We start from the raw sequence: 17805 nt of genomic DNA, 5'->3' as shown, positions 1-17805 counted from the left end.
ATTAGCTATGCCTTATTTCTTGCGACGAATGATACCGATGCCCGCGAGGAGGCTTTTGAGGACCAGTACCGGAATCAGGAGCAGGACAACGGGAAAGTAAAGCCAGTCCGGAACCCGGCGCTTTACTGGCCCCATTGCGACTGCGGCTGATATTCTTGATTCTGGTTGTACATCGGCGCAGGCGCGTAGTTCTGTTGCTGTTGCGCCTGCTGCTCCATGCGCTGGTTCGGCGAGTCGTACTGCTGGCTTTGTTGAGGCTGCTGCCAACTGGCTTGCTGCTGCTGGTTGTAGTCGAACTCACCCGCGAACGCGGTCGACGACATAAGGAACGACAGGAGAATGAAAGCTTTCATTGTTAATCCCGCTTTTCGGAGGATTCCATCCTAACCCATTCGCACGCAGCGCCTGAATTTCATCCCAGACAGCGTCTACCTCAAGCGTCGTCAGGCGCCGAGCACCGCCGCTTTTCTTTTGCTCTGTCTTCGGGGATTCAGTACTCATTTCGGTGGCCTCGTCAGTTTCTTTCCATGCTTCGCGCACCACCGGGCGAACCTGTCGTGAATACGGGCTCGCTCGGGGTAGTCCTTTGCCTTGCGCAAGCGTTTAAGCCAGCGCACGACGCTCATCCCTTGACGGGCGCCCATAGATCCTGGGTGTCGATCACGGCGATCTGCCAGCCCTTCTTGTGCTCGTAGCGCCCCTTCATGGGCCGCCAGATGCCCTGCTTCTCATCCCTGACGGTGCCGTCCGAGTTCATCCGGCGAATCCTCACGGCGCACGCGCGCGGCGGCGGATTCGTGCATGGCGTCCATTCGTTCTTGCTCATTAAGTACTCCTCAAAAATTCTTTACCAACTGCTTCCCGGCGATTGCTTCGGCGACGCGCAGCCGGCATATCGCGACCAGCGGTGATTCGTCGACGTACGTGCCGTGAAAGGTCTTGTTCCACTGAGCCTCGGCGAGCCACAGCTTGCGCGTTGCGCCCCTGTCGTCCAGCGACGGATGCGGATACAGCGTGTAGCACTGCCGGAAGGCAATCTCCGCAGCCAGCTTCGAATTCTGGGTGGGCTCGTAGACCACATAGCCGTGGCTATCGTGGACCGCGATCTTGCAGTAGCTCTGGCCATAGAGCGACTTCAGTTCAGCATCGAGCCCCTCGGCCTTCGCAGTCCAGAAGTCCAGTTCGGCGCCCACCAGCTTGTCGATTTCCATGATCAGTCCCTGATCTGCCGTTCCTGCTCGCCGCTCTCGATGAAGTCCCGGAGCGTCTTGCGGTTGTCGTCGATGTAGCAGACACAGCGACGCATCTCCGGCGAGATCCACTTCGTGTGCGATCCGTCGATCTGGTTGCGGTACTGCTCCGGGATAAACGCATCTACCTCAATCGCAACGTCGTCACCCTCGACGCGGCGGATCGCGCTCACAGATGTCAGGATCGGCTGCAGTCTGGTTGTGTAGGTGATCCGGTTTTTGTACTTGCCGTAGATCTCAGCCACCAGAACGGGAATCTGGACCGTCAGTTGCATGCCGGAACTCCCATCTTCTCGGCCCGGGCCGGCTGCCACGCCGCCAGCGCCGCATCGAACACCGCGGCCTTTGTTTCACGTGAAGCCGGCCCTTGATCGAGCCACGAATGACAGCGCCAGCACCCCGGTACCGTGAACTCGTGCGCGGCCTTCAGACCCATCCCCTTGCCATGCTTCGCCTGGTTTGAGTGGCACGGCACAACAGTGGCCGCGTCGCCGCAGCAGACGCCGGCAACGCGCAAATAACACTGCTCGCCACGGCATGCATCAATAAGATTCGATCCTTCGGCAGCCGTCGGCCGCTTGCGGCGAGTCTTCATCGGACCCGAACGCTTGAGCGTCGACGTGCGCGACAGCGCCGCATATTCCTTGCCCGGTCTTCGGACAAAACCTGTCCTCTTCATGCCGTCACCTGCCGGATGAGACCCGCAAAAGGATCATGCCGACCCGTCAAAAGCAACCGACGATGCCGCTGCTCGCGATTTGATTTGGCGGCCGGCTTGGCACGTGGCTTCAGCGCGTCCTCTCCCGCCCCGGATGCCCACATAGGCGCGTAACCGCCAGCGCCACCCATCCTCTCCCAATCGCCAACGTGATAGTCAACGCCCCTTCGGTCCGAAAGCACTTTTGCTATCTGCCGGTCTGATGCGCCAATCAACTGCACAAGCCTCGCAACCGTCAGGGGAGAATCTGCCTTCAGTGCCCTGTCGATCGCAGGCGCCACCCACCCATAGCCGCTCCGACCCGTTCGGCCACGTAGACCCGCAATTCCCATCCTTACGGCTTCCGCCCGAACCGCAGCATAGGTACGTCCCGGCAAACGCTTCAGGCCGATCTTGATCGCGACCGGGCTCTCCCATATCTCTTTCAACACCGCGCGCTCTTCGCCGCTCCACCCGCGGCGCTCAGAAATAACGATCCCCATCTTGCTCGCCTGCGTCTTCAGCGCGACGTAAGTGCGGCCAGGGAACCTATGTACCTCCTGAGCCAGCACGAGGCCATCACGCGCGATGTCCCTGAGAGCCTGCCTGTCCTCTCGCGTCCATTTCGCACCCATGTCATACCTCCCTGATATCCCAGCCGCCACCCTTCGCCTTGCGAACGAGCCGAAACACGAACGGGTATTGCGAAGCCGCGACCTTCAGCTTCACGTTTGCGTCGTCCGTCATGAAACCCTTGACCTCGTGAATCTCTAGTTGGCCGTTGGCCGCCAGCACCACGAAGTCGGTGTCGTAGAACGTGCTATCCGCCAGCCTGAGCTTCAGGCCTTCGAAGCGGAACCAGAGCACCAGACCGAGGCCGCGCTGCGCGTCAAGATGCGCGGCGTAGGCCTCTTCTGTTTTGTTCATGATGCCTTTCGGCAGTCGTCCGAGCGCCTGCATGCGCTGCAGCGGCGTTGCCGGATCACAGCGCGGCACATCGCCCGGCCGCGCGAGCAAGAGGTTCCGCTCGCGCATGCGTGTCAGCTCCTCTTCCGTGAGTCGAAGGTTTTTCATGATGCGTACCAGTCCGTGGGCATAAGCGCTTCGCCGAGATGGGCGACGACCTTCTGCTGCCACTCTGCGCTGACGCGCTGTGCGGCCTTGAGAACGTGATCAATCCAAGGGCCCCTGCCGGCCGCCTTGGCCACGCGGACGAGGTAATACGGAGTCGCCTCATCCTTCTGCCGCGGCACCTGAAGCTCTTCGCCCTTCGCCGTGATCCCGGCATCGCTCACCCACCAATCCCCAACTGGCGATTCCACATATCTGCTCGAGGCACCGGCCATCGGCCCTTCCTTCCTCACCCAGTTGCGCCAGGTGGCATCCCAATCCGTCTTGCGCCCTTTCACGCCGGGCTGGGCAATCCAGTGATCCTTGAACGCCGCGGCGACCTTCCGGATATGCTCGGGCGTCCACGTTGGCTGCTCGGTGGCGGCCCAAAGACCGAGGGATCTCGAAAGAATCCAGTCCTTCGGCAGACGCGCGCCCCGCGCGGATGCTTTCGGCTCGACCATGACCGCAGGCACATCTTTCGGAGGCGCACCGGTTCCCTGATGGTTCTTTTTAAGGTTACTGGTGGTTCTGGGTGCCAATTTGGCGGGGGTTTCTGTCGAATTTGGCGGGGGTGCGACGTCGTCGTTGACGGGGGTGGTTGCCAATTTGGCGGGGGTGCCAATTTGGCGGGGGTGAATATCTTGCGGGGGTGCCAATTTGGCGGGGGTCTTGTACGGAAACTTTCCCTCGTGGACGAGGTAGTTCGTGCTGCGGCCACGCCGGAACGTCCGCGTGACAAGGCCAGCCTTCTCCAGGTCTTCCAGATGCCGCTGGACCGTCCGCTCGCCCATCGACGTGCGCGCTGATATCGTAGCCACAGAAGGCCAGCACACGCCCTCGTCGTTTGCGGTATCGCATATCGCGACGAGTACGAACTTGGGTCCGGTCGCGAGTGATGTGCGCCACGCTTGATTCATGAGATGGATGCTCACTTGCTCAGCACCTCGACAGAGAAGCGCCCGATGCGGCGCACTTTCCGATGACCGTGACGCTCCGAGAACAACATCGGGCGGTCCACCTCAAGCGACAGGCCGCGTCCGCTGAGACGAAACCAGAAGCCCCAACGCCAGGTGCGCGCATAAAAGTATCGGGAGATGCGGATATTCACGGCCGCCCCGCCAGCGTTAGCCGATACGACACACCGCGTTTTCCCGGGTAGCGCACGAAAAATCCTTCGACCTCCAGGTCGTGCACGAACTTACGGATAGCCGTGTCGCTAATCCCGCATTCAACGCAAAGCCTCTGGATCGAGATGCTTCCCTCTCCTGTGGATAACTTTGCGTTGCGTGCGATCGACAGCATTACGATCTTCTTCAGACCAGGCATTTCGATGGGCCAGATAAGGCACTCGTGGAGGAGACTCATGCGACTCTCCAGACGCGAACGCCACCCGATTGTTCGCGAGTCGTAAATTTACGGCCGTGGTCGCGGCCGTAGCTCGCCGCTGCGTGGCGAATGCGCGGCACGTCTCGACCAGGCTTGACGGGAATAAAAACGCTGTCGCCAACCTCCATCTGCCCGAAAGGATGCCAGGTGACCCCGGACGCCCTCGGCGGAACAGGGATCCCTTTCTCGATCGCGAATTCGCTCATACAGGTCGCCGTACCCAGTGCGCCACGAAGCCGCGCGCCCAGGAGAAGGTGTAGAAGAACGACAGCGCGAAGATCCCGTACTGATGGGCGCGCCACGTGGTGTAAAACCAGAACGGTTGAGCTGCCAGCCCCAGTACGGGCGACCAGCGACGTCGACTGCTTCGCGGATCCTGGGATAGCCAGATCGCGGCCACACCGAACAGCCCGATCGCCATCTGTTCAGCCAAGACCGCACTCACCGGCGCCCTGCCGTGCACATTCGCACGCAGCGCCGACCTTACAGAGAGTTGCAATCGCATCGAGGTACGGCCGGCTGACGAGCGCGTAACCCGCCACGTCGATCGCCTTGTCGATCTCAGTGATCAGCACGCCGCGCTGACCGCTCAGAAAGCGACTCACCTCCGACGGGTCCCATCCAATGCGATCCGCGGCATCCTTGCGCGTCGAGCCCGTCAGGACGTCGCGTAGCGCCTGTTCGATATTTGGTCTGGTCATGAGGGTCAACCCTTAGCAATGCGAATTGAGTGCCTTTGCTGCGGGGCACAAATAAAGTATCGACACGGAAACGAATCAACCCTCCGGGTCATCCAGCGATCCCACTGGCGGCTGGACATCGTCGCTCGCGGCGATCAGGGAGACGGGCGCCTGTTTCTTCAACTGCGCCCGGGCATCCGCAAGCAGTTGCGGATGCGTCTCTTCGAGATGCCGAAGCCGCGCCTTGGGGATGCCCTTGTGTGCCCACGCCGACACGGACGGCAACCTGATGCCGAAGTACGCCGCAGTCTTCGTGGGACCACCAAGCCGGGTGATCACGGCGATTGCGAAGGGGTTGCGTTTCTTGTCCATGCCTAATCTTAGCTATGCCTAACAGCAATTGCAAGGCATACACAACACTTTTTTTGTTAGCCTTACCTAATGAACACTTGGAACTCCCGGATTACAGAGGCTCGCACGGCGAGGAGAATCAACCAGCGCGAGCTCGCACGGCTCTGCGGCGTGTCCGCGCCCACCGTTTCCGACTGGGAATCAGGACGCATAAAGACGCTCGAAGCCGAAAACATGCTCAAAATCTGCACGGTTTTGAAGGTCGATCCGTTCTGGCTCGTATTGGGTCCGCCTAACGGCAAAGCTCCGATCATCGAGGAGAAGTCCCCTCTAAGCGACGAAGCGGTCCGGCTCATTTCGTGGGTCGAACGCGTGGACGGGCTTGGCGGCCAAGCTCGCAAGCTATTCGGCCACATCGGCGCCGCGTTGCAGGTTGCAGGCTCACTTACGCAGGCGCAGAATTCCATCAGGGATGCGGAAATGGCCAGCGCTGAGGCGGATCTGACGTCCCACATCGAATCCACCGAGGGGAAAGAGCGTGCAAACAGGAAGCACAAGCCATAACGCAGTGGTCGATCTGGCCACCTATCGAAACTCGAAAGTCCAGCCGCAGGCTGATCCGGCGCTGCCCCAGCCGGACGCTGAAGAGACAATCACCGAGATCGCGAAGTACGTGCTCCTGATCGTCCAGGCTATAAAACGCCCACGCCACTAGAGCGACATCCCGCCTGAGAGAGCGGGATTTTTTTCGCATGCGAAATTAGGTATGACTATCTTTCTCTTGACATTGTTGTTAGGTGCGCCTAACCTTAACTCACCAGCCGATACGACGGGCTACTGAGGAGAGCGAGATGAGCGTTTTGGCGAAAGACCTGTTCGAGCTGCAGCGGTTGGCAAGCGGCGGCGCAGGCGCACTCACCGAGCATCTCCTCAAGGAAGTTGCTGCAGACATCATCAGCGAAGGCGTTGATGATGAACTCGCGGCTACTCAACAGGGGAGCGACATGCAAATCAAACATACGGCCGCGACACGAAATCGCGATGAGATCGAATACTTCACCCGCGCCGGGAAGTGCGCCGTTGTCGCAATGCTTTTCGCGGCATCTGTCACGACGCACGCATCAGTTGCGCGGGGTCAGGCTGGTCGCCACGGCGCGTCGCTGGGGTCGACGGCCCATGCGGCCGCCGCAACCTCGGGCGCCGCTGCAGCGCCGGGGCGCGTCTCTCTGGTCGAGGGCTACCAACCGTGGCCGCAAGCCGAGATGCAGCAGTTCGCGAAACCGAAGTTCGTGCCGTATGACGGCCGATAGTCAGATCAACCCCATTGGATGCCAAACATGAAACGAATCACGATCGAAGAGTTGGACGCCATCAATCTCAACCGTGGCGGCCACAACTCTCCTGAAGAAGGCCACTGTCTGCTCGAGGTGGTGGCGATGTTTGCCGGTGAAGCCTTCGGCGACCGGCCCGCCTGCGTCGACCCTGCGCTGCGCGCGTTTGGCGTGTCGTGGAATGACGGCATGCGCTCGGACGATGAGCGGGCGCAGCTCAAGCAATACGTCGCGCGCCTGGTCGGGACTGCGAAGGGCCCGGAGCTTTCGCAGAAGCGCGGCTGGATGGCGATGGACTGGCTGGTCCGCGTGCACGCCGCGGCGTGGCTCGCGCTTAGCCCTGGGCTTGCGCATCACGCTGAGACGCTCAAGTCTCTGCCACCGGTCGCGTGCACAGTCGATCTGATCGCGGCGCAGCCGCACCTGGCAGCAGCACGAAAGGACGCCGCTGCTGCGCGGGCTGCTGCGGGGGCTGCTGCGGGGGCTGCTGCGGGGGCTGCTGCGTGGGCTGCTGCGTGGGCTGCTGCGGGGGCTGCTGCGCGGGCTGCTGCGCGGGCTGCTGCGCGGGCTGCTGCGTGGGATGCTGCGTGGGATGCTGCGTGGGATGCTGCGTGGGATGCTGCGTGGGATGCTGCGTGGGATGCTGCGGGGGCTGCTGCGGGGGCTGCTGCGGGGGCTGCTGCGCGGGCTGCTCTCGAGCCGACCGTCAAGGAGCTGCAGGCATCCGCGCACGATCTGTTCAGCCGCATGATCGATGCGACGGAGGCCTGACATGATCGCGTTCCATGGCAATCAGGAAATCAAGCAGATGTATCTCTCGCGCGTCGCGGCGCACGAGGCCGCCGACGAGATCGCGCAGGGCTACTACTGGGAAAACGGCAAGGGCTGCGCCGTAGGATGCACGATCCATGGATCTCAGCACGCTCTCTATGAGACCGAGCTGGGCATCCCGGAGGATCTCGCCTATCTGCAGGATGGCATCTTTGAGGGACTGCCGAACGCCAAGGCGAAGCTGTTCCCGCGCGAATTCCTCGACGCTATTCCTGTCGGCGCCGACCTGTCTCTGGTCGTCAACCAGTTTCTGGTATGGCTACTCGTCGATCCTTTGCATGGTGTTATCCAGTTCGCCGGCAAGGACTCTGAGCGCGAGGCGATCGACGCTGTCGCGAAGCTGCATTTGCGAGTGATCTCCGGCGATCCGCCGGAAAAGTCCGAATGGGCTGCTGCGGGGGCTGCTGCGGGGGCTGCTGCGCGGGCTGCTGCGTGGGCTGCTGCGCGGGCTGCTGCGCGGGCTGCTGCGGGGGCTGCTGCGTGGGCTGCTGCGTGGGCTGCTGCGTGGGATGCTGCGCGGGCTGCTGCGTGGGCTGCTGCGTGGGATGCTGCGTGGGATGCTGCGGGGGATGCTGCGCGGGCTGCTGCGTGGGATGCTCAGAAGGATAAGCTGCTCGCCCTCCTTCGTGCTGCGCCGGTCACCGTGCACGCCGGAGACAAGTGAAATGCGACGCTCACATGCCGACAATGATCTGCTCGAGGCCGTGCACGAAGGTTTGGGCACGCTCGCGAAGATCTGCGCATGCGCAGGGGCCGCCGCGACGATCGGGGCGGCGCTGTACGTTGCCTTGGCTATCGGCGTGGGGTGTGCCTGATGCGCGAACTCATCAAGCTCTGGGCAAAGGCACTTCTGGTTCTAAGCGCATATTGCCTGGTCGTTGGAGCGCTCAACCAGATCGATTCCCGCAACCTGCAGTGCAGCACCGTTCATTGCACCTGATCCCGTAGAGGCTCACCCATGGAACTCCTTTTTCTTTACTCGACGTTAGTAGTCTTCTGTGCCTTTCTGGCCGGGGTTTCGGCTGGAGTGATCATCGCTGGGTTGTGCGTCGCGGCGAAGCAGGATGATCAGCAGTTCTCCGGCGAACATGAATTCGAGGCGCCTTACCCGCGCCGCCAGGACTAGTCTCTCCCCCGCGCTTCGCCCTCGGAGCGTTTCGTGCCGGCCAGTACGAGCGGCATTTTTTTGGATTCGATGTGGACGCCCTTTATCTCTTTGCGCTGGCCCTGCCGGCGGCAGCGGTTCTAGGAGTAGGAGCGGCCTTTTTGAGTGAGTTTGCCCGCCAGCTAACCATGCGCCAGCCGATACCCGTCACTGCCGAGATGATCGCCCGCGAGTTTCGCGAGCAACGCGTCAGCGGCTCCGCAGTCGATGCGATCACGAACCCGTTGATCCGCCGCTGTCTGGAGATGGGTGCGCGGGCACGAGCGGAACGCGAGGCGGGGCAACCGGCCGAGCGGCGCCAGCACCGTGACGGAAAGCGACGGGCCGCAAACGACAACGATTGAGGTTCCTATGCCACGCACCAAGATGTCCGACGAAGAGCGCGCCGCCAAGCAGCAGGCGCGCACGGAAGCGAAGCGCCAGCAGCGCGAAGCGAAGAAGGCCGGGGTGCGCAAGCAGATCGACGTACTCGCCCGAAAGATACCGGCCCATGTCGTCACGGGGGGGGGTACAGACGGTTCGGGCGTGGAAGGATGCACTCGACTCGGCTACCTCGGCCGCGGATCTCTCGCGCGTCTCCGTCGAGCGGCTAAGCGAAGTGGCCGATGCCCTCAAATGCCAAGTGGAGTGACCCGGCCATGACAGTCGGCGAACTTATACATGCCCTCCGGCGGTTCGGTCCGGACGACGAGATCGCAGTGCGAACCCATACCGGCCTTGTCACGGTCGACGACGTTGAGCCGGACGAGCGGGAGCGTGTGGCCGCGATCGACATCCGGTTTAGCGGGCCGCTCCCGGACGAAGAAGAGTATCTGTGATCCGCGCCAGCAACTACGTTCTTGCTGCTATTGCTCTGCTGTTCGCGATTGGCTGGCCGGCCACATAGCCCTGCATCATTCTGGAGATTAATGTGAGCATTGACTACGACGGCGTCGTTTCTATTTGCGACGCGCATGGCATCGGTCTTCCGGTCGACTGCGTGGAAATGGTTGTTGAGATCGTGAGACACGCAACCGCCCAACCTGACCATTCTGGTTATGGGGGCGTCAAAGTCTCCGCGCAAGGCATCCAGTTTGGAAATGCATGGTATAGCCACGAGAAGATCACGGGCTACAGCGCAGAACAATTGAACGACGGTAATTGCCACATAACCGGACGCGCTTACATGGAATGGGTGCAAGCCGCTCTCGCATCCAACAAGGCCGCAGCGATAGCGGTAGGAGAGCCGGTGCAGACGATTCGGTTTGATTTCATCAATTCTGACGGTCGCGAAGACAGCAAGGTTATCTCGCACGACGAAATGCGAGAGCGCTACGCTGCGATGTACAAATCGGCGCACAGCATTTTCCCTCCCGCTCCAGTAGCGTCAGCCGAGGAGGCGGTGACGCCTGTCGAACGCGGAGTTATCGAAGACCTATTGGCGTTGACGAGTGCTGTATTTCAGGCGCTGGACAACAGCGAAGAGCGCGAGGGCGACGACTGGCGCGCGCATGTAATTGATGCACCCTGGTTCGATCCAATGTGCGAAGCGATGGACAAGCTGGAGGCGTTGCCCGACGACCAACCGGGTTACACCATGGACGCGCCAGCCAAAGCCGAATGGGCGCTCCGCAAACTGTTCGACACCCATCCCGCAGCAGCGCAACCATCAAGGGCGGAAGTGCTGGAGACATGGCAACCGATAGAGACGGCACCCAAGACTGGGCGCACGCTGTTGCTGGGCTACCCCAATGTTCTCGGAAAATGGCGGACTGTGCGCGGCCAGTGGATATCCGAGGCGCACATCGCGGAAAACTGGGAAGAACCGGACGACGCCGAGGCCGGATGGTACGAAACGTCTGCTGAAGCCGACGACGTTCCCAACTGCTGGCCCATTACGCCGACGCACTGGATGCCACTGCCTCCTGCGCCCGAGGTCAATCCATGAAGCTCGACGAACTCATTCAGCGAGTCGGCGTAGATAACGTCGGAGTGCAAGTCCTGTCCGATTCGATCATTGGCGCCAAGCAACGTCGCGGTTTCGTCGAGGTCTCTTTCGGAACCGACTGTGTGTCGTTGCGCGATATCGCGATCGGCGAATGGGAAAACGTGGTTTTCATTGTCAGCGTCAAGCGTGAAGCATTCGAAGCCGCCCGCACCGCAAGCGGAGACAAGCTATGAGCGAACGAATCGAAGCGCGGTATCGCGACATGATGAACGCTCTTGCCGCTGGCATTGAAGAAGTTCTTGGCGGACTTGGCTTCGCGCTCCTGATGTACGAGCACGGTAAGGTTGATGGTGGCCGCGTCAATTACATCAGCAACTCAAATCGCGAAGACATGGTTTCCGCGATGCGGGAGTTTATCGCTCGTGAAGAGGGCCGCATGCACGGCGCACCAGGAGCAAAACAATGACAGCAGATGACATCAAGGCTCTGGTGGAGAGGCTTCATGCCGCAGCGCCGCTTGCCGCCAATGGTCACGTCCTGACCGAAGCGGCTGACGCCCTCGAAACCCTCACGCTAGAAAACCAGCGGTTACGGGTAGATGCGGAACGGTATCGCTGGTTGCGAGATTGGAATAAAACAAGCGGCTGGTCAGAGGCGGGAATCGACCGACAAATTGCAATCGATGCAGCCCTCGAGCAGATAGCCATGCGTAAGGTTTGAAAGGACGATCATGATAGGCTTCGTGACCATCAACAAATTCTGTGAGCTGACGGGCTACACTCGCCGTGCCGTCGAGGGGAAGCGCCAGACCGGCGCATGGACCGAGGGCGGCGTGATCGTAAAGGCTCCGGACGGCCACATTCTGATCGACATGGAGGAGTTCCAGAAATGGGCCGTATCGGGACGGGAGTCCGGGAAATCTCGGACTCCAGCTATGAAATCTCCTTCGCCTATAAGGGCGAACGCTGCAGGGAGCGCGTCAAAGCGAAGCCCTGTCCTGCCAATACTCGAAAGCTGATCCAGTTCCGCGCAGCGATCATGCATGCGATCGAGAAAGGCGAGTTCGATTATGCCAAGACGTTCCCTGATTCGGCCCGGGTCGCGCGCTTTGCCGAGATGCTGGGCGATGTTCTCACAGTCGAAAAGTATTTCGATACCTGGCTGACGCGCAAGAAAACTGAGGTGAAGGCTTCGACCTATCAGGGGTATCGGCTGATCGCCATCAATTTTGTGACGCCCAAGTTCGGCAAGTTGCCGCTGTCGGAGCTTAAGCGCGCCGCGATCCGCGACTGGCTTGCCGCGGTTCCCGACGTCACGAACAAGCGCCTGTCCAATATCCAGAGCTGCATGCGATCCGCGCTCTCGGATGCGCTGGGCGATGAGATCATTGACGCCAACCCCCTCGCCGGCTACACGTATTCGCGCGCTGAGCGGCCCGTCGAGGGTGAGCCCGATGACGAGGTCGACCCGTTCACGCCAGACGAGCAGGCGGCGATCCTGACCAAGATGCGCCCGGGCGAGCGCACACTAATCCAGTTCTTCCTGTGGACCGGACTGCGCACATCGGAAGCAACGGCGCTCAACTGGTCCGACATCGACTTTATCGGCGGGTTCATCCGCGTGCGGCGTGCCATGACGCGCGAGGCGAGAGGTATTGCCGAGATGCCCAAGACGAGCGCGGGCCGCCGGGACGTCAAAATGCTCGCGCCCGCCCGAGCGGCGCTGCTCGAGCAGAAGGCCTTCACGTTCATGGCCGAACTCGACGGGCCAGTATTCGCCAATCCGACGACGCGCCAGCGATACACCGGATCGCCGCAGATCTGGAAGGTCTGGCAGACAGCGCTGAAGCATGCCGGCGTGCGATACCGGCGCCCCTACCAGACCCGCCACACCTACGCGTCCATGATGCTCTCCGCCGGCGAGCATCCTATGTGGGTAGCCAAGCAGATGGGTCATGCAGACTGGACAATGATCGCGCGCGTCTATGGCCGCTGGATGCCATCGGCCGATACCTCGGCGGGTAGCAAGGCCGTCGAGATGTTCGCGAGATCCAACCCTAATATGGGAGTGGGAAATGGAAAGTAGCACGACGGCCTACGCAATAGTCTCAGGCCATCTTCTGTTTTCCGGGCAAGATTTCACCGTGACCGGAAACACGATAAATTTTCGCGAAGCACCGCCTCCCGGCAGCTATCCGTCTGTGATCTTCGGTGAGCCGCTTCGATCGCCGGTGCGGAAAGCTAGGCTGCACTGGGATGCCAACCGGAATGTCAGATGGTTCTAATGCTGTCAAATTCCCTGTCAAACTGGACTGAAAGCTGTCGTATTCCATAGTATTTTTCGACAGCCAACGGCCCGCAAAGCCTTATTCTGTGGTGCGAGGAAGGGGACTCGAACCCCTACACCATTGCTGGCGTCAGGACCTAAACCTGGTGCGTCTACCAATTTCGCCATCCTCGCAGCCGGTCGAAGCGTTGGCACGCCGCGTCCGATGTCTGGCTAGCCCCCGTCTGCGCCCCGCCGGTCAAGCCGGTCCGGCACGTGTCCGAAAGCGTAAGCGCGAGATTCTAACCGATAGATTTGCGCTTGTCTGCATTTGCCGGACGTGGGTCGATGCTACAATTTTTGGCTAACGTACGCACGGCACGCGCGCCGTGCCGCCCCTGCTTCAGCCTCCCCACCACTCCATTCAAGTGAATTTCGACGAATATTGCCAGCAGAAGGCGGCGCCCCCCGGTTCGAGCAGCTACTACGCGCTCCGTCAGGCGCCCGCGGGACGCCAGCCGCTCCTGACCGCCCTGTTCGCGCTGCGCCGCGAATTCGAGGAGACGGTGAAGGAAACCAGCGATCCGGCCATTGGCCGCACCAAGCTCGCCTGGTGGCAGAACGAAATCGCCGCGCTGGCCGCGGGTACCCCTTCGCATCCGGTGTCGAAGGCGCTCGCGGCGCATCTGGGCGGCGGCGTGGAAGCGGCGTATCCGGCCTTGCAAACGCTGCTGGCGGGCTTCGAAATGGACCTCGACCAGGCCCGCTATCTCGACTACCCGAACCTGCGCCGCTATCTGCAAAGCGTCGGCGGCACGTTTGCCGCGCTGGTCGCACGCGCGAGCGCACAGCATCCCGCCGAGGCCGAAGCCTGGGCCGCGCCGCTCGGCCACGCGTTGATGCTGGCCCAGCTCGTCGCCGAACTCGGCAACGACGCGCGCCACGGGCGCATCTATATTCCGATCGACGAGATGCAGCGCTTCAACGTCACGGCGGCCGACCTGATCAACCGCAAATACAGCGAAGCCTTCACCGAACTGATGCGCTTTCAGACCGGCCGCGCACGCGCTGCGATTCAAGCCGCGCTCGCCGCGTTGCCGGCCGGCGAGCGGCGCACGCAGCGCACCTTGCGCGCGCAAGCCGCGCTTGCGCTGGCGCAGCTCGATGAGATTGAACGAGACGGCTATCACGTGCTGCATCAGCGTATTGCGCTGACGCCTATCCGCAAGCTATGGATCGCGTGGCGCGCCGCGCGTCAGCGTTAGGCCGCTCCACTTAACCAGGCCGGTTGCGTGCGCAACATCCAACCAGCCCGCGACGCACCGCTCACGCGCGCAACAGCGGCACCGGCTCGAAGCGCTGTTGCAGGACAGCCGTAGCGTCGAGTCCCCACCACGGTCCGAGGATGGTCGCATAGAGCTGGCGGAAATCGACACCCACCGGCAAGTTGCCGCTTCCGTCCAGTTGCGTCAAAACCGGGGGCGCGCCGTACAGGCCGCCGCGCACCCGTCCACCCATGACGAAATGCGGCGCGACGGTACCGTGATCGGTGCCGTTGCTCTGGTTCTCGCGCGGCCGGCGGCCGAACTCCGCATACGTCATCACCAGCGTATTGTCCCAGCGCCCCAGCTCGACCAGCGCCGACTTCATCGACGCGAATCCCTCCGCAAGCTGCTTGAGCAGCGCGGCCTGCTGGCCGGGCTGATTCTGGTGGGTATCGAAGCCGTTCAGCGTCAGCCGGATCACGGCCACGCCCTGCCCGTTCAGCGGCCGGCCTTGCAGCGTGTCGCCGGCGGCGAGCACCTGCATCGCAGTCTTGATCGAGGTTCCGAACGCGCCCGCCGGGAAGTTGGTCTTCAGCGGGAATTGTCCTTCGCGCGGACGCAGACGGTCGGCGGCCTTCACGATGTCGTTCTCGACGTCGAGAATATGCGCCAGCTCGGGATTGCGTTCGTGCAACGACACCGGCGTCGCCAGCCGCGAGGCTTTGATGAACTGCGCCGGATTCACCAGCGCGATCGCCCGCGCGCCGTTGGCAAGCGGCCCCATCTCCGCACTGCCGATCACCACGCCATCCGCGACAAAGCTCGGCGGCACCGCGTGCTGGGCGAACGCGCGCGTCAGCCACCCTTCGCGCAGATATTGATCCGAGCGCGAGGCGGTGTCCCAAATCTCGATCGAACGGAAGTGCGACAGGTTCGGCTGCGCATAGCTGACGCCCTGGACGATCGCCAGTTGCTGGCTTTGCCACAGCGGCATCAACGGCTGCAACGCCGGATGCAAGGCGGTGCGCTCGTCGAGCTGGATCATCTGTTCGCGCTTGATGCCGATATTCTTGCGCAACTGATAGTAAGTAGGATCGGCGTACGGAATCACCGTATTGAGGCCGTCGTTGCCGCCCTTCAACTCCACGAGAATCAGCAGATTGCCATAGCCGCCTCGCGCGAGCGCCGTGCCGTCGGCCTGCCCCGGAACCTGTGCCTGCGCGCCGAACGCCCGCGGCAGCCAGAGGGCGGCGCTTGCCGCGGTGGTCATCGAAAGAAAGTCGCGCCGCTTCATGCTGCACCTCGTTCGGTTATGGCGGCGCCAGGGACGCCGCCCGGCTCGCGCCGATTCAGTTCACCACGCATGGCAACTTATTTGAGCTGGTAAGCCGGGTCCATCAGCAGCGCTTCCAGGTAGGCGCTGGCGGTCGAATCGGTTTCGATCGCGTCGACCGGCGCAAGCGGCAGCACCGCGTGCTGCAACTGCAGTTCCGCCGACAGCCCCGCTTTGGCGGTCGGCGCGGTGTTGAACTGGGCGAGCCATGTGTCGATATCGAAGCGTACTCCGCCCTGACCCACTTTCGCCATGGCACGCTGCACCATCGCCGCCCCCTTCGGATCCTGGCTCATGCCGGTTTGCGCGTGATGCGGAGCGGCGGTCTCGGTGGCGCGAAACAGCTGCTCGACGAACTGCTTGCGCGCGAGCAGCGTCGAGCTGTTGATCCACGTCGTGCCGCCTGGCCAACCCTTGACGTTGGGCGGATAGAACAGGTTCTCGCCCAGGGTGCGAATCTCGCCGGCGAACGGCGCCGTGTTGTCGTAGCCGATATCGAACTCGCGCAACGCGCCCACCACGAACTCGGCCGGCGACTTCACCAGCATGCCGCGGTTGCGCTCGTCCCAGAACGCGTCGCTCAGGAACAGTCCGCGCAACGCGACTTTGACGTCATAGCGACTCGCGCGAAAACGCGCTGCGATGGGCGCGATCTGCGCCGGGTCCGGCGTATCGGAAACGAACTCGCGCCACAGCTTGGTCGTAACGAAGGTGGCCGTCTCCGGACGGGCCAACAGCATGTCGAGGACCTGATCGCCGTCGAACGGTCCGCTCTGCCCGAACACCGTCTTGATGCCGTCGTCATGCAGGTTGGCGCGCCACACGTAGCCCTGGGTATCCGGGTCGAGGGTCCATCCGGTATAGGCCCGCGCGGCCTCCGAGACGTCCTGCTGCGAGTAGTGCCCTTCGCCTAGCGTGAACAGCTCCATCACTTCGCGGGCGAAGTTCTCGTTAGGCTTGCCCTTGCGGCTGCCGGCGCCATCGAGATACTGCAGCATGGCCGGGTCTTTCGCGACGTCGTGCAGCAGTTCGCCGAAATTGCCCAGCGCATCGCGGCGGAACAACATGTTCTGTTGCGCCATCAACTGCGGATAGCCGACCTTGTCCTGCCCGGACGTAAAGTGGTTGCTCCAGAAGAGCGTCATGCGCTCGGTGAGCGGCGACGGCGTGGTCAACATCTCGCGTACCCACCATGCGCGTAACTCTTCGTAACGCTGGCCGCGCTCGCGCTGCTCGGCCTGGCGCTGGTCCTGGGTCCAGACCTTGCGCTCGTCGCGCGTCGGGATCGGCTCCAGCACCCAGGCGGGCATCGGTGTCGAGGCTTCAGTGTGCGCGGCGTCCAGCACCCGGTCGACCGCCTGCTCGCGCGTGAGCCCGACATATTGCGCGACCTCGGCGTTATCCGGCGCGAAGCCCACCCGGGTCAGGAAGAAGCGCGCGTCGTCGCCGTCGAGCAAGGCCTCGGCCGAGTCGTCCGCGGTTGCCACGGGTGCATGGTGTTTCGCGTGCGGGCTATGGGGCGTCCCGTCCTGGGCCACGGCCGGCGGCGTGCCCACAAGCGTGGCAACGGCCGCAACAGCAAGCAACGGCGCCGACATGCCGCGCGTCAACCTGAACAGCGTTTTCATTGTCTGTCGTCCCTGGTCGGGTGGCGATGGCGGCGGCGCGAAAGCATCAGCCGTCCATACGCTTGTCCCCTCTGCCGACTCAACGGCAAATCAGGTGGGAAAGTTGACGGGGGAAGTGCAACGAAATTTTTCACCTCCATCGCGACACCTGCAGACAGGCGCCAGGCGTTGGATGGGCGACCTAGCGCTTGTACAACTCGCGCACGGCGTCTTCGATATGCTGGCGCAGCAGACGCCGTTCTTCCGGCGTCATGTGACCGTCGCGGCGACGTTGATCGAGATCGGGGGGAACTGCAGTACGCATCATGGCGTCTGAAGCAGGGTGATCGACGGTGGGAGTGCGCGACTGGCGAGAGAGTTTGGAGCCCCGGAAATGAGGCGCGTGTGCGCTCGATGCCCGTTCGTCGGAAGACTGGGCATGGGCGAGCGTAGGGCCTAACGTGCCCGCGAGGGTGCCGGCCACTGCCAGCGCAATCACGCTTAGGCGCAGATTCGGCCAAACCCCTCCCTTCATCTTGTTCCCTTCGTGGTGCGGCAACCGGCTACCCTAAATGCGTGTACAAACCCCGGAAAGAAGCCGGGA

Annotated in this window: 30 protein-coding genes and 1 tRNA gene; 13 read left to right on the top strand and 18 right to left on the bottom strand. The window is 62.2% G+C overall.

The features are described from left to right. Positions 1–122: 122 nt before the first annotated feature. From BUS12_RS20190 to BUS12_RS20125, 14 genes are all read right to left on the bottom strand, one after another. Entirely contained in the window at positions 123–353 is a 231-nt protein-coding gene (locus BUS12_RS20190) for a hypothetical protein (RefSeq protein ID WP_074298660.1), read from the bottom strand. 269 nt (positions 354–622) lie between these two features. After that, on the bottom strand, positions 623–826 hold the full coding sequence (locus tag BUS12_RS20185) for a hypothetical protein (protein ID WP_074298658.1): 204 nt from the start codon (positions 824–826) through the stop codon (positions 623–625). Between the two features lie 10 nt (positions 827–836). Continuing rightward, the gene (locus BUS12_RS20180; RefSeq protein WP_074298656.1) at positions 837–1211 is read right to left on the bottom strand and encodes a DUF2591 family protein; all 375 of its coding nucleotides are present in this window, start codon (positions 1209–1211) and stop codon (positions 837–839) included. Between the two features lie 2 nt (positions 1212–1213). Next, positions 1214–1525, bottom strand: a complete 312-nt coding sequence (locus tag BUS12_RS20175) for a hypothetical protein (RefSeq protein ID WP_083640526.1) — start codon at positions 1523–1525, stop codon at positions 1214–1216. After that, a complete protein-coding gene (locus tag BUS12_RS20170) occupies positions 1516–1929 on the bottom strand; it encodes a nuclease domain-containing protein (RefSeq protein WP_074298653.1) in 414 nt (137 codons plus the stop codon). Before BUS12_RS20170 ends, BUS12_RS20175 begins: the two co-directional genes overlap by 10 nt. After that, positions 1926–2582: a hypothetical protein gene (locus BUS12_RS20165; RefSeq protein WP_074298651.1), complete on the bottom strand. Its 657-nt coding sequence runs from the start codon at positions 2580–2582 to the stop codon at positions 1926–1928. Before BUS12_RS20165 ends, BUS12_RS20170 begins: the two co-directional genes overlap by 4 nt. 1 nt (position 2583) lies before the next feature. Next, on the bottom strand, positions 2584–3021 hold the full coding sequence (locus BUS12_RS20160) for a DUF1064 domain-containing protein (RefSeq protein WP_143788411.1): 438 nt from the start codon (positions 3019–3021) through the stop codon (positions 2584–2586). Beyond that, positions 3018–3992, bottom strand: a complete 975-nt coding sequence (locus BUS12_RS20155; protein WP_074298649.1) for a helix-turn-helix domain-containing protein — start codon at positions 3990–3992, stop codon at positions 3018–3020. Before BUS12_RS20155 ends, BUS12_RS20160 begins: the two co-directional genes overlap by 4 nt. Next, positions 3989–4168 (bottom strand): hypothetical protein, encoded by a 180-nt coding sequence (locus BUS12_RS20150; RefSeq protein WP_074298646.1) that lies wholly within the window; start codon positions 4166–4168, stop codon positions 3989–3991. Before BUS12_RS20150 ends, BUS12_RS20155 begins: the two co-directional genes overlap by 4 nt. Then, positions 4165–4425 carry a helix-turn-helix domain-containing protein gene (locus tag BUS12_RS20145; RefSeq protein WP_074298644.1) on the bottom strand — a complete coding sequence of 87 codons (261 nt, stop codon included), beginning with the start codon at positions 4423–4425 and terminating at the stop codon, positions 4165–4167. Before BUS12_RS20145 ends, BUS12_RS20150 begins: the two co-directional genes overlap by 4 nt. Further along, on the bottom strand, positions 4422–4652 hold the full coding sequence (locus BUS12_RS20140) for a DUF7303 family protein (protein ID WP_074298642.1): 231 nt from the start codon (positions 4650–4652) through the stop codon (positions 4422–4424). Before BUS12_RS20140 ends, BUS12_RS20145 begins: the two co-directional genes overlap by 4 nt. Continuing rightward, on the bottom strand, positions 4649–4879 hold the full coding sequence (locus tag BUS12_RS20135; protein WP_253190169.1) for a hypothetical protein: 231 nt from the start codon (positions 4877–4879) through the stop codon (positions 4649–4651). The genes BUS12_RS20140 and BUS12_RS20135 overlap by 4 nt, the downstream gene beginning before the upstream one ends. Then, positions 4872–5147, bottom strand: coding sequence for a DNA-binding protein (locus BUS12_RS20130; protein WP_074298637.1), 276 nt, complete (start codon positions 5145–5147; stop codon positions 4872–4874). Before BUS12_RS20130 ends, BUS12_RS20135 begins: the two co-directional genes overlap by 8 nt. A gap of 75 nt (positions 5148–5222) precedes the next feature. After that, a complete protein-coding gene (locus BUS12_RS20125; RefSeq protein ID WP_074298635.1) occupies positions 5223–5498 on the bottom strand; it encodes a helix-turn-helix domain-containing protein in 276 nt (91 codons plus the stop codon). A gap of 69 nt (positions 5499–5567) precedes the next feature. Here BUS12_RS20125 and BUS12_RS20120 point away from each other — a divergent pair, with 69 nt between their 5' ends. The 12 genes from BUS12_RS20120 to BUS12_RS20060 all read left to right on the top strand — a co-directional run bounded on the left by BUS12_RS20120 (position 5568) and on the right by BUS12_RS20060 (position 12816). After that, complete coding sequence (locus BUS12_RS20120; RefSeq protein WP_074298632.1) at positions 5568–6041, top strand: helix-turn-helix domain-containing protein; 474 nt, start codon at positions 5568–5570, stop codon at positions 6039–6041. Positions 6042–6328: 287 nt separating this feature from the next. After that, positions 6329–6787, top strand: coding sequence for a hypothetical protein (locus tag BUS12_RS20115; RefSeq protein ID WP_074298629.1), 459 nt, complete (start codon positions 6329–6331; stop codon positions 6785–6787). 27 nt (positions 6788–6814) lie between these two features. Beyond that, complete coding sequence (locus BUS12_RS38850; protein WP_074298625.1) at positions 6815–7579, top strand: hypothetical protein; 765 nt, start codon at positions 6815–6817, stop codon at positions 7577–7579. A gap of 1 nt (position 7580) precedes the next feature. Beyond that, on the top strand, positions 7581–8303 hold the full coding sequence (locus BUS12_RS38845; protein WP_074298623.1) for a hypothetical protein: 723 nt from the start codon (positions 7581–7583) through the stop codon (positions 8301–8303). A gap of 1 nt (position 8304) precedes the next feature. Next, positions 8305–8454 carry a hypothetical protein gene (locus BUS12_RS38840; RefSeq protein ID WP_171991688.1) on the top strand — a complete coding sequence of 50 codons (150 nt, stop codon included), beginning with the start codon at positions 8305–8307 and terminating at the stop codon, positions 8452–8454. Between the two features lie 143 nt (positions 8455–8597). Further along, a complete protein-coding gene (locus BUS12_RS38835; protein ID WP_171991687.1) occupies positions 8598–8765 on the top strand; it encodes a hypothetical protein in 168 nt (55 codons plus the stop codon). Between the two features lie 140 nt (positions 8766–8905). After that, on the top strand, positions 8906–9148 hold the full coding sequence (locus BUS12_RS20100) for a hypothetical protein (protein WP_143788410.1): 243 nt from the start codon (positions 8906–8908) through the stop codon (positions 9146–9148). Positions 9149–9714: 566 nt separating this feature from the next. Then, positions 9715–10731, top strand: coding sequence for a hypothetical protein (locus tag BUS12_RS39440; protein WP_074298613.1), 1017 nt, complete (start codon positions 9715–9717; stop codon positions 10729–10731). Next, a complete protein-coding gene (locus BUS12_RS20080; RefSeq protein ID WP_074298611.1) occupies positions 10728–10964 on the top strand; it encodes a hypothetical protein in 237 nt (78 codons plus the stop codon). Before BUS12_RS39440 ends, BUS12_RS20080 begins: the two co-directional genes overlap by 4 nt. Then, on the top strand, positions 10961–11197 hold the full coding sequence (locus tag BUS12_RS20075; RefSeq protein ID WP_074298609.1) for a hypothetical protein: 237 nt from the start codon (positions 10961–10963) through the stop codon (positions 11195–11197). Before BUS12_RS20080 ends, BUS12_RS20075 begins: the two co-directional genes overlap by 4 nt. After that, the gene (locus BUS12_RS20070) at positions 11194–11451 is read left to right on the top strand and encodes a hypothetical protein (RefSeq protein WP_074298606.1); all 258 of its coding nucleotides are present in this window, start codon (positions 11194–11196) and stop codon (positions 11449–11451) included. Before BUS12_RS20075 ends, BUS12_RS20070 begins: the two co-directional genes overlap by 4 nt. A gap of 168 nt (positions 11452–11619) precedes the next feature. Then, positions 11620–12816 carry a site-specific integrase gene (locus BUS12_RS20060; protein ID WP_074298602.1) on the top strand — a complete coding sequence of 399 codons (1197 nt, stop codon included), beginning with the start codon at positions 11620–11622 and terminating at the stop codon, positions 12814–12816. Between the two features lie 288 nt (positions 12817–13104). On the opposite strand, the gene BUS12_RS20055 is transcribed toward BUS12_RS20060, so the two are convergent. After that, positions 13105–13191 (bottom strand) — tRNA-Leu (locus tag BUS12_RS20055). Positions 13192–13424: 233 nt separating this feature from the next. On the opposite strand from BUS12_RS20055, the gene BUS12_RS20050 reads away from it, so the two are divergent. Then, positions 13425–14261: a squalene/phytoene synthase family protein gene (locus tag BUS12_RS20050; RefSeq protein WP_074298600.1), complete on the top strand. Its 837-nt coding sequence runs from the start codon at positions 13425–13427 to the stop codon at positions 14259–14261. Between the two features lie 61 nt (positions 14262–14322). Here the strand turns inward: BUS12_RS20050 and BUS12_RS20045 are convergent, their stop codons facing one another. The 3 genes from BUS12_RS20045 to BUS12_RS20035 all read right to left on the bottom strand — a co-directional run bounded on the left by BUS12_RS20045 (position 14323) and on the right by BUS12_RS20035 (position 17736). Then, positions 14323–15555, bottom strand: coding sequence for a DUF1501 domain-containing protein (locus BUS12_RS20045; RefSeq protein ID WP_074298598.1), 1233 nt, complete (start codon positions 15553–15555; stop codon positions 14323–14325). Between the two features lie 77 nt (positions 15556–15632). Next, complete coding sequence (locus BUS12_RS20040; RefSeq protein WP_437123885.1) at positions 15633–17132, bottom strand: DUF1800 domain-containing protein; 1500 nt, start codon at positions 17130–17132, stop codon at positions 15633–15635. Between the two features lie 271 nt (positions 17133–17403). Then, entirely contained in the window at positions 17404–17736 is a 333-nt protein-coding gene (locus tag BUS12_RS20035; protein ID WP_074298595.1) for a hypothetical protein, read from the bottom strand. Positions 17737–17805 lie beyond the last annotated feature (69 nt).

Source organism: Paraburkholderia phenazinium (genome assembly GCF_900142845.1).
Lineage (GTDB): Bacteria > Pseudomonadota > Gammaproteobacteria > Burkholderiales > Burkholderiaceae > Paraburkholderia > Paraburkholderia phenazinium_A.
This window is presented reverse-complemented; position numbering and strand designations above follow the sequence as displayed.

Bases quoted from the DNA above. Each gene is read 5' to 3' on its own strand.
- BUS12_RS20175 (WP_083640526.1), bottom strand. From the start codon at position 1,525: ATGCAACTGACGGTCCAGATTCCCGTTCTGGTGGCTGAGATCTACGGC.
- BUS12_RS20180 (WP_074298656.1), bottom strand. From the start codon at position 1,211: ATGGAAATCGACAAGCTGGTGGGCGCCGAACTGGACTTCTGGACTGCG.
- BUS12_RS20190 (WP_074298660.1), bottom strand. From the start codon at position 353: ATGAAAGCTTTCATTCTCCTGTCGTTCCTTATGTCGTCGACCGCGTTC.
- BUS12_RS20035 (WP_074298595.1), bottom strand. From the start codon at position 17,736: ATGAAGGGAGGGGTTTGGCCGAATCTGCGCCTAAGCGTGATTGCGCTG.
- BUS12_RS20045 (WP_074298598.1), bottom strand. From the start codon at position 15,555: ATGAAGCGGCGCGACTTTCTTTCGATGACCACCGCGGCAAGCGCCGCC.
- BUS12_RS20165 (WP_074298651.1), bottom strand. From the start codon at position 2,582: ATGGGTGCGAAATGGACGCGAGAGGACAGGCAGGCTCTCAGGGACATC.
- BUS12_RS20130 (WP_074298637.1), bottom strand. From the start codon at position 5,147: ATGACCAGACCAAATATCGAACAGGCGCTACGCGACGTCCTGACGGGC.
- BUS12_RS20075 (WP_074298609.1), top strand. From the start codon at position 10,961: ATGAGCGAACGAATCGAAGCGCGGTATCGCGACATGATGAACGCTCTT.
- BUS12_RS38845 (WP_074298623.1), top strand. From the start codon at position 7,581: ATGATCGCGTTCCATGGCAATCAGGAAATCAAGCAGATGTATCTCTCG.
- BUS12_RS20125 (WP_074298635.1), bottom strand. From the start codon at position 5,498: ATGGACAAGAAACGCAACCCCTTCGCAATCGCCGTGATCACCCGGCTT.
- BUS12_RS20080 (WP_074298611.1), top strand. From the start codon at position 10,728: ATGAAGCTCGACGAACTCATTCAGCGAGTCGGCGTAGATAACGTCGGA.
- BUS12_RS20115 (WP_074298629.1), top strand. From the start codon at position 6,329: ATGAGCGTTTTGGCGAAAGACCTGTTCGAGCTGCAGCGGTTGGCAAGC.
- BUS12_RS20140 (WP_074298642.1), bottom strand. From the start codon at position 4,652: ATGAGCGAATTCGCGATCGAGAAAGGGATCCCTGTTCCGCCGAGGGCG.
- BUS12_RS20120 (WP_074298632.1), top strand. From the start codon at position 5,568: ATGAACACTTGGAACTCCCGGATTACAGAGGCTCGCACGGCGAGGAGA.
- BUS12_RS20070 (WP_074298606.1), top strand. From the start codon at position 11,194: ATGACAGCAGATGACATCAAGGCTCTGGTGGAGAGGCTTCATGCCGCA.
- BUS12_RS20060 (WP_074298602.1), top strand. From the start codon at position 11,620: ATGGGCCGTATCGGGACGGGAGTCCGGGAAATCTCGGACTCCAGCTAT.
- BUS12_RS38850 (WP_074298625.1), top strand. From the start codon at position 6,815: ATGAAACGAATCACGATCGAAGAGTTGGACGCCATCAATCTCAACCGT.
- BUS12_RS38840 (WP_171991688.1), top strand. From the start codon at position 8,305: ATGCGACGCTCACATGCCGACAATGATCTGCTCGAGGCCGTGCACGAA.
- BUS12_RS38835 (WP_171991687.1), top strand. From the start codon at position 8,598: ATGGAACTCCTTTTTCTTTACTCGACGTTAGTAGTCTTCTGTGCCTTT.
- BUS12_RS20145 (WP_074298644.1), bottom strand. From the start codon at position 4,425: ATGAGTCTCCTCCACGAGTGCCTTATCTGGCCCATCGAAATGCCTGGT.
- BUS12_RS20170 (WP_074298653.1), bottom strand. From the start codon at position 1,929: ATGAAGAGGACAGGTTTTGTCCGAAGACCGGGCAAGGAATATGCGGCG.
- BUS12_RS20160 (WP_143788411.1), bottom strand. From the start codon at position 3,021: ATGAAAAACCTTCGACTCACGGAAGAGGAGCTGACACGCATGCGCGAG.
- BUS12_RS20185 (WP_074298658.1), bottom strand. From the start codon at position 826: ATGAGCAAGAACGAATGGACGCCATGCACGAATCCGCCGCCGCGCGCG.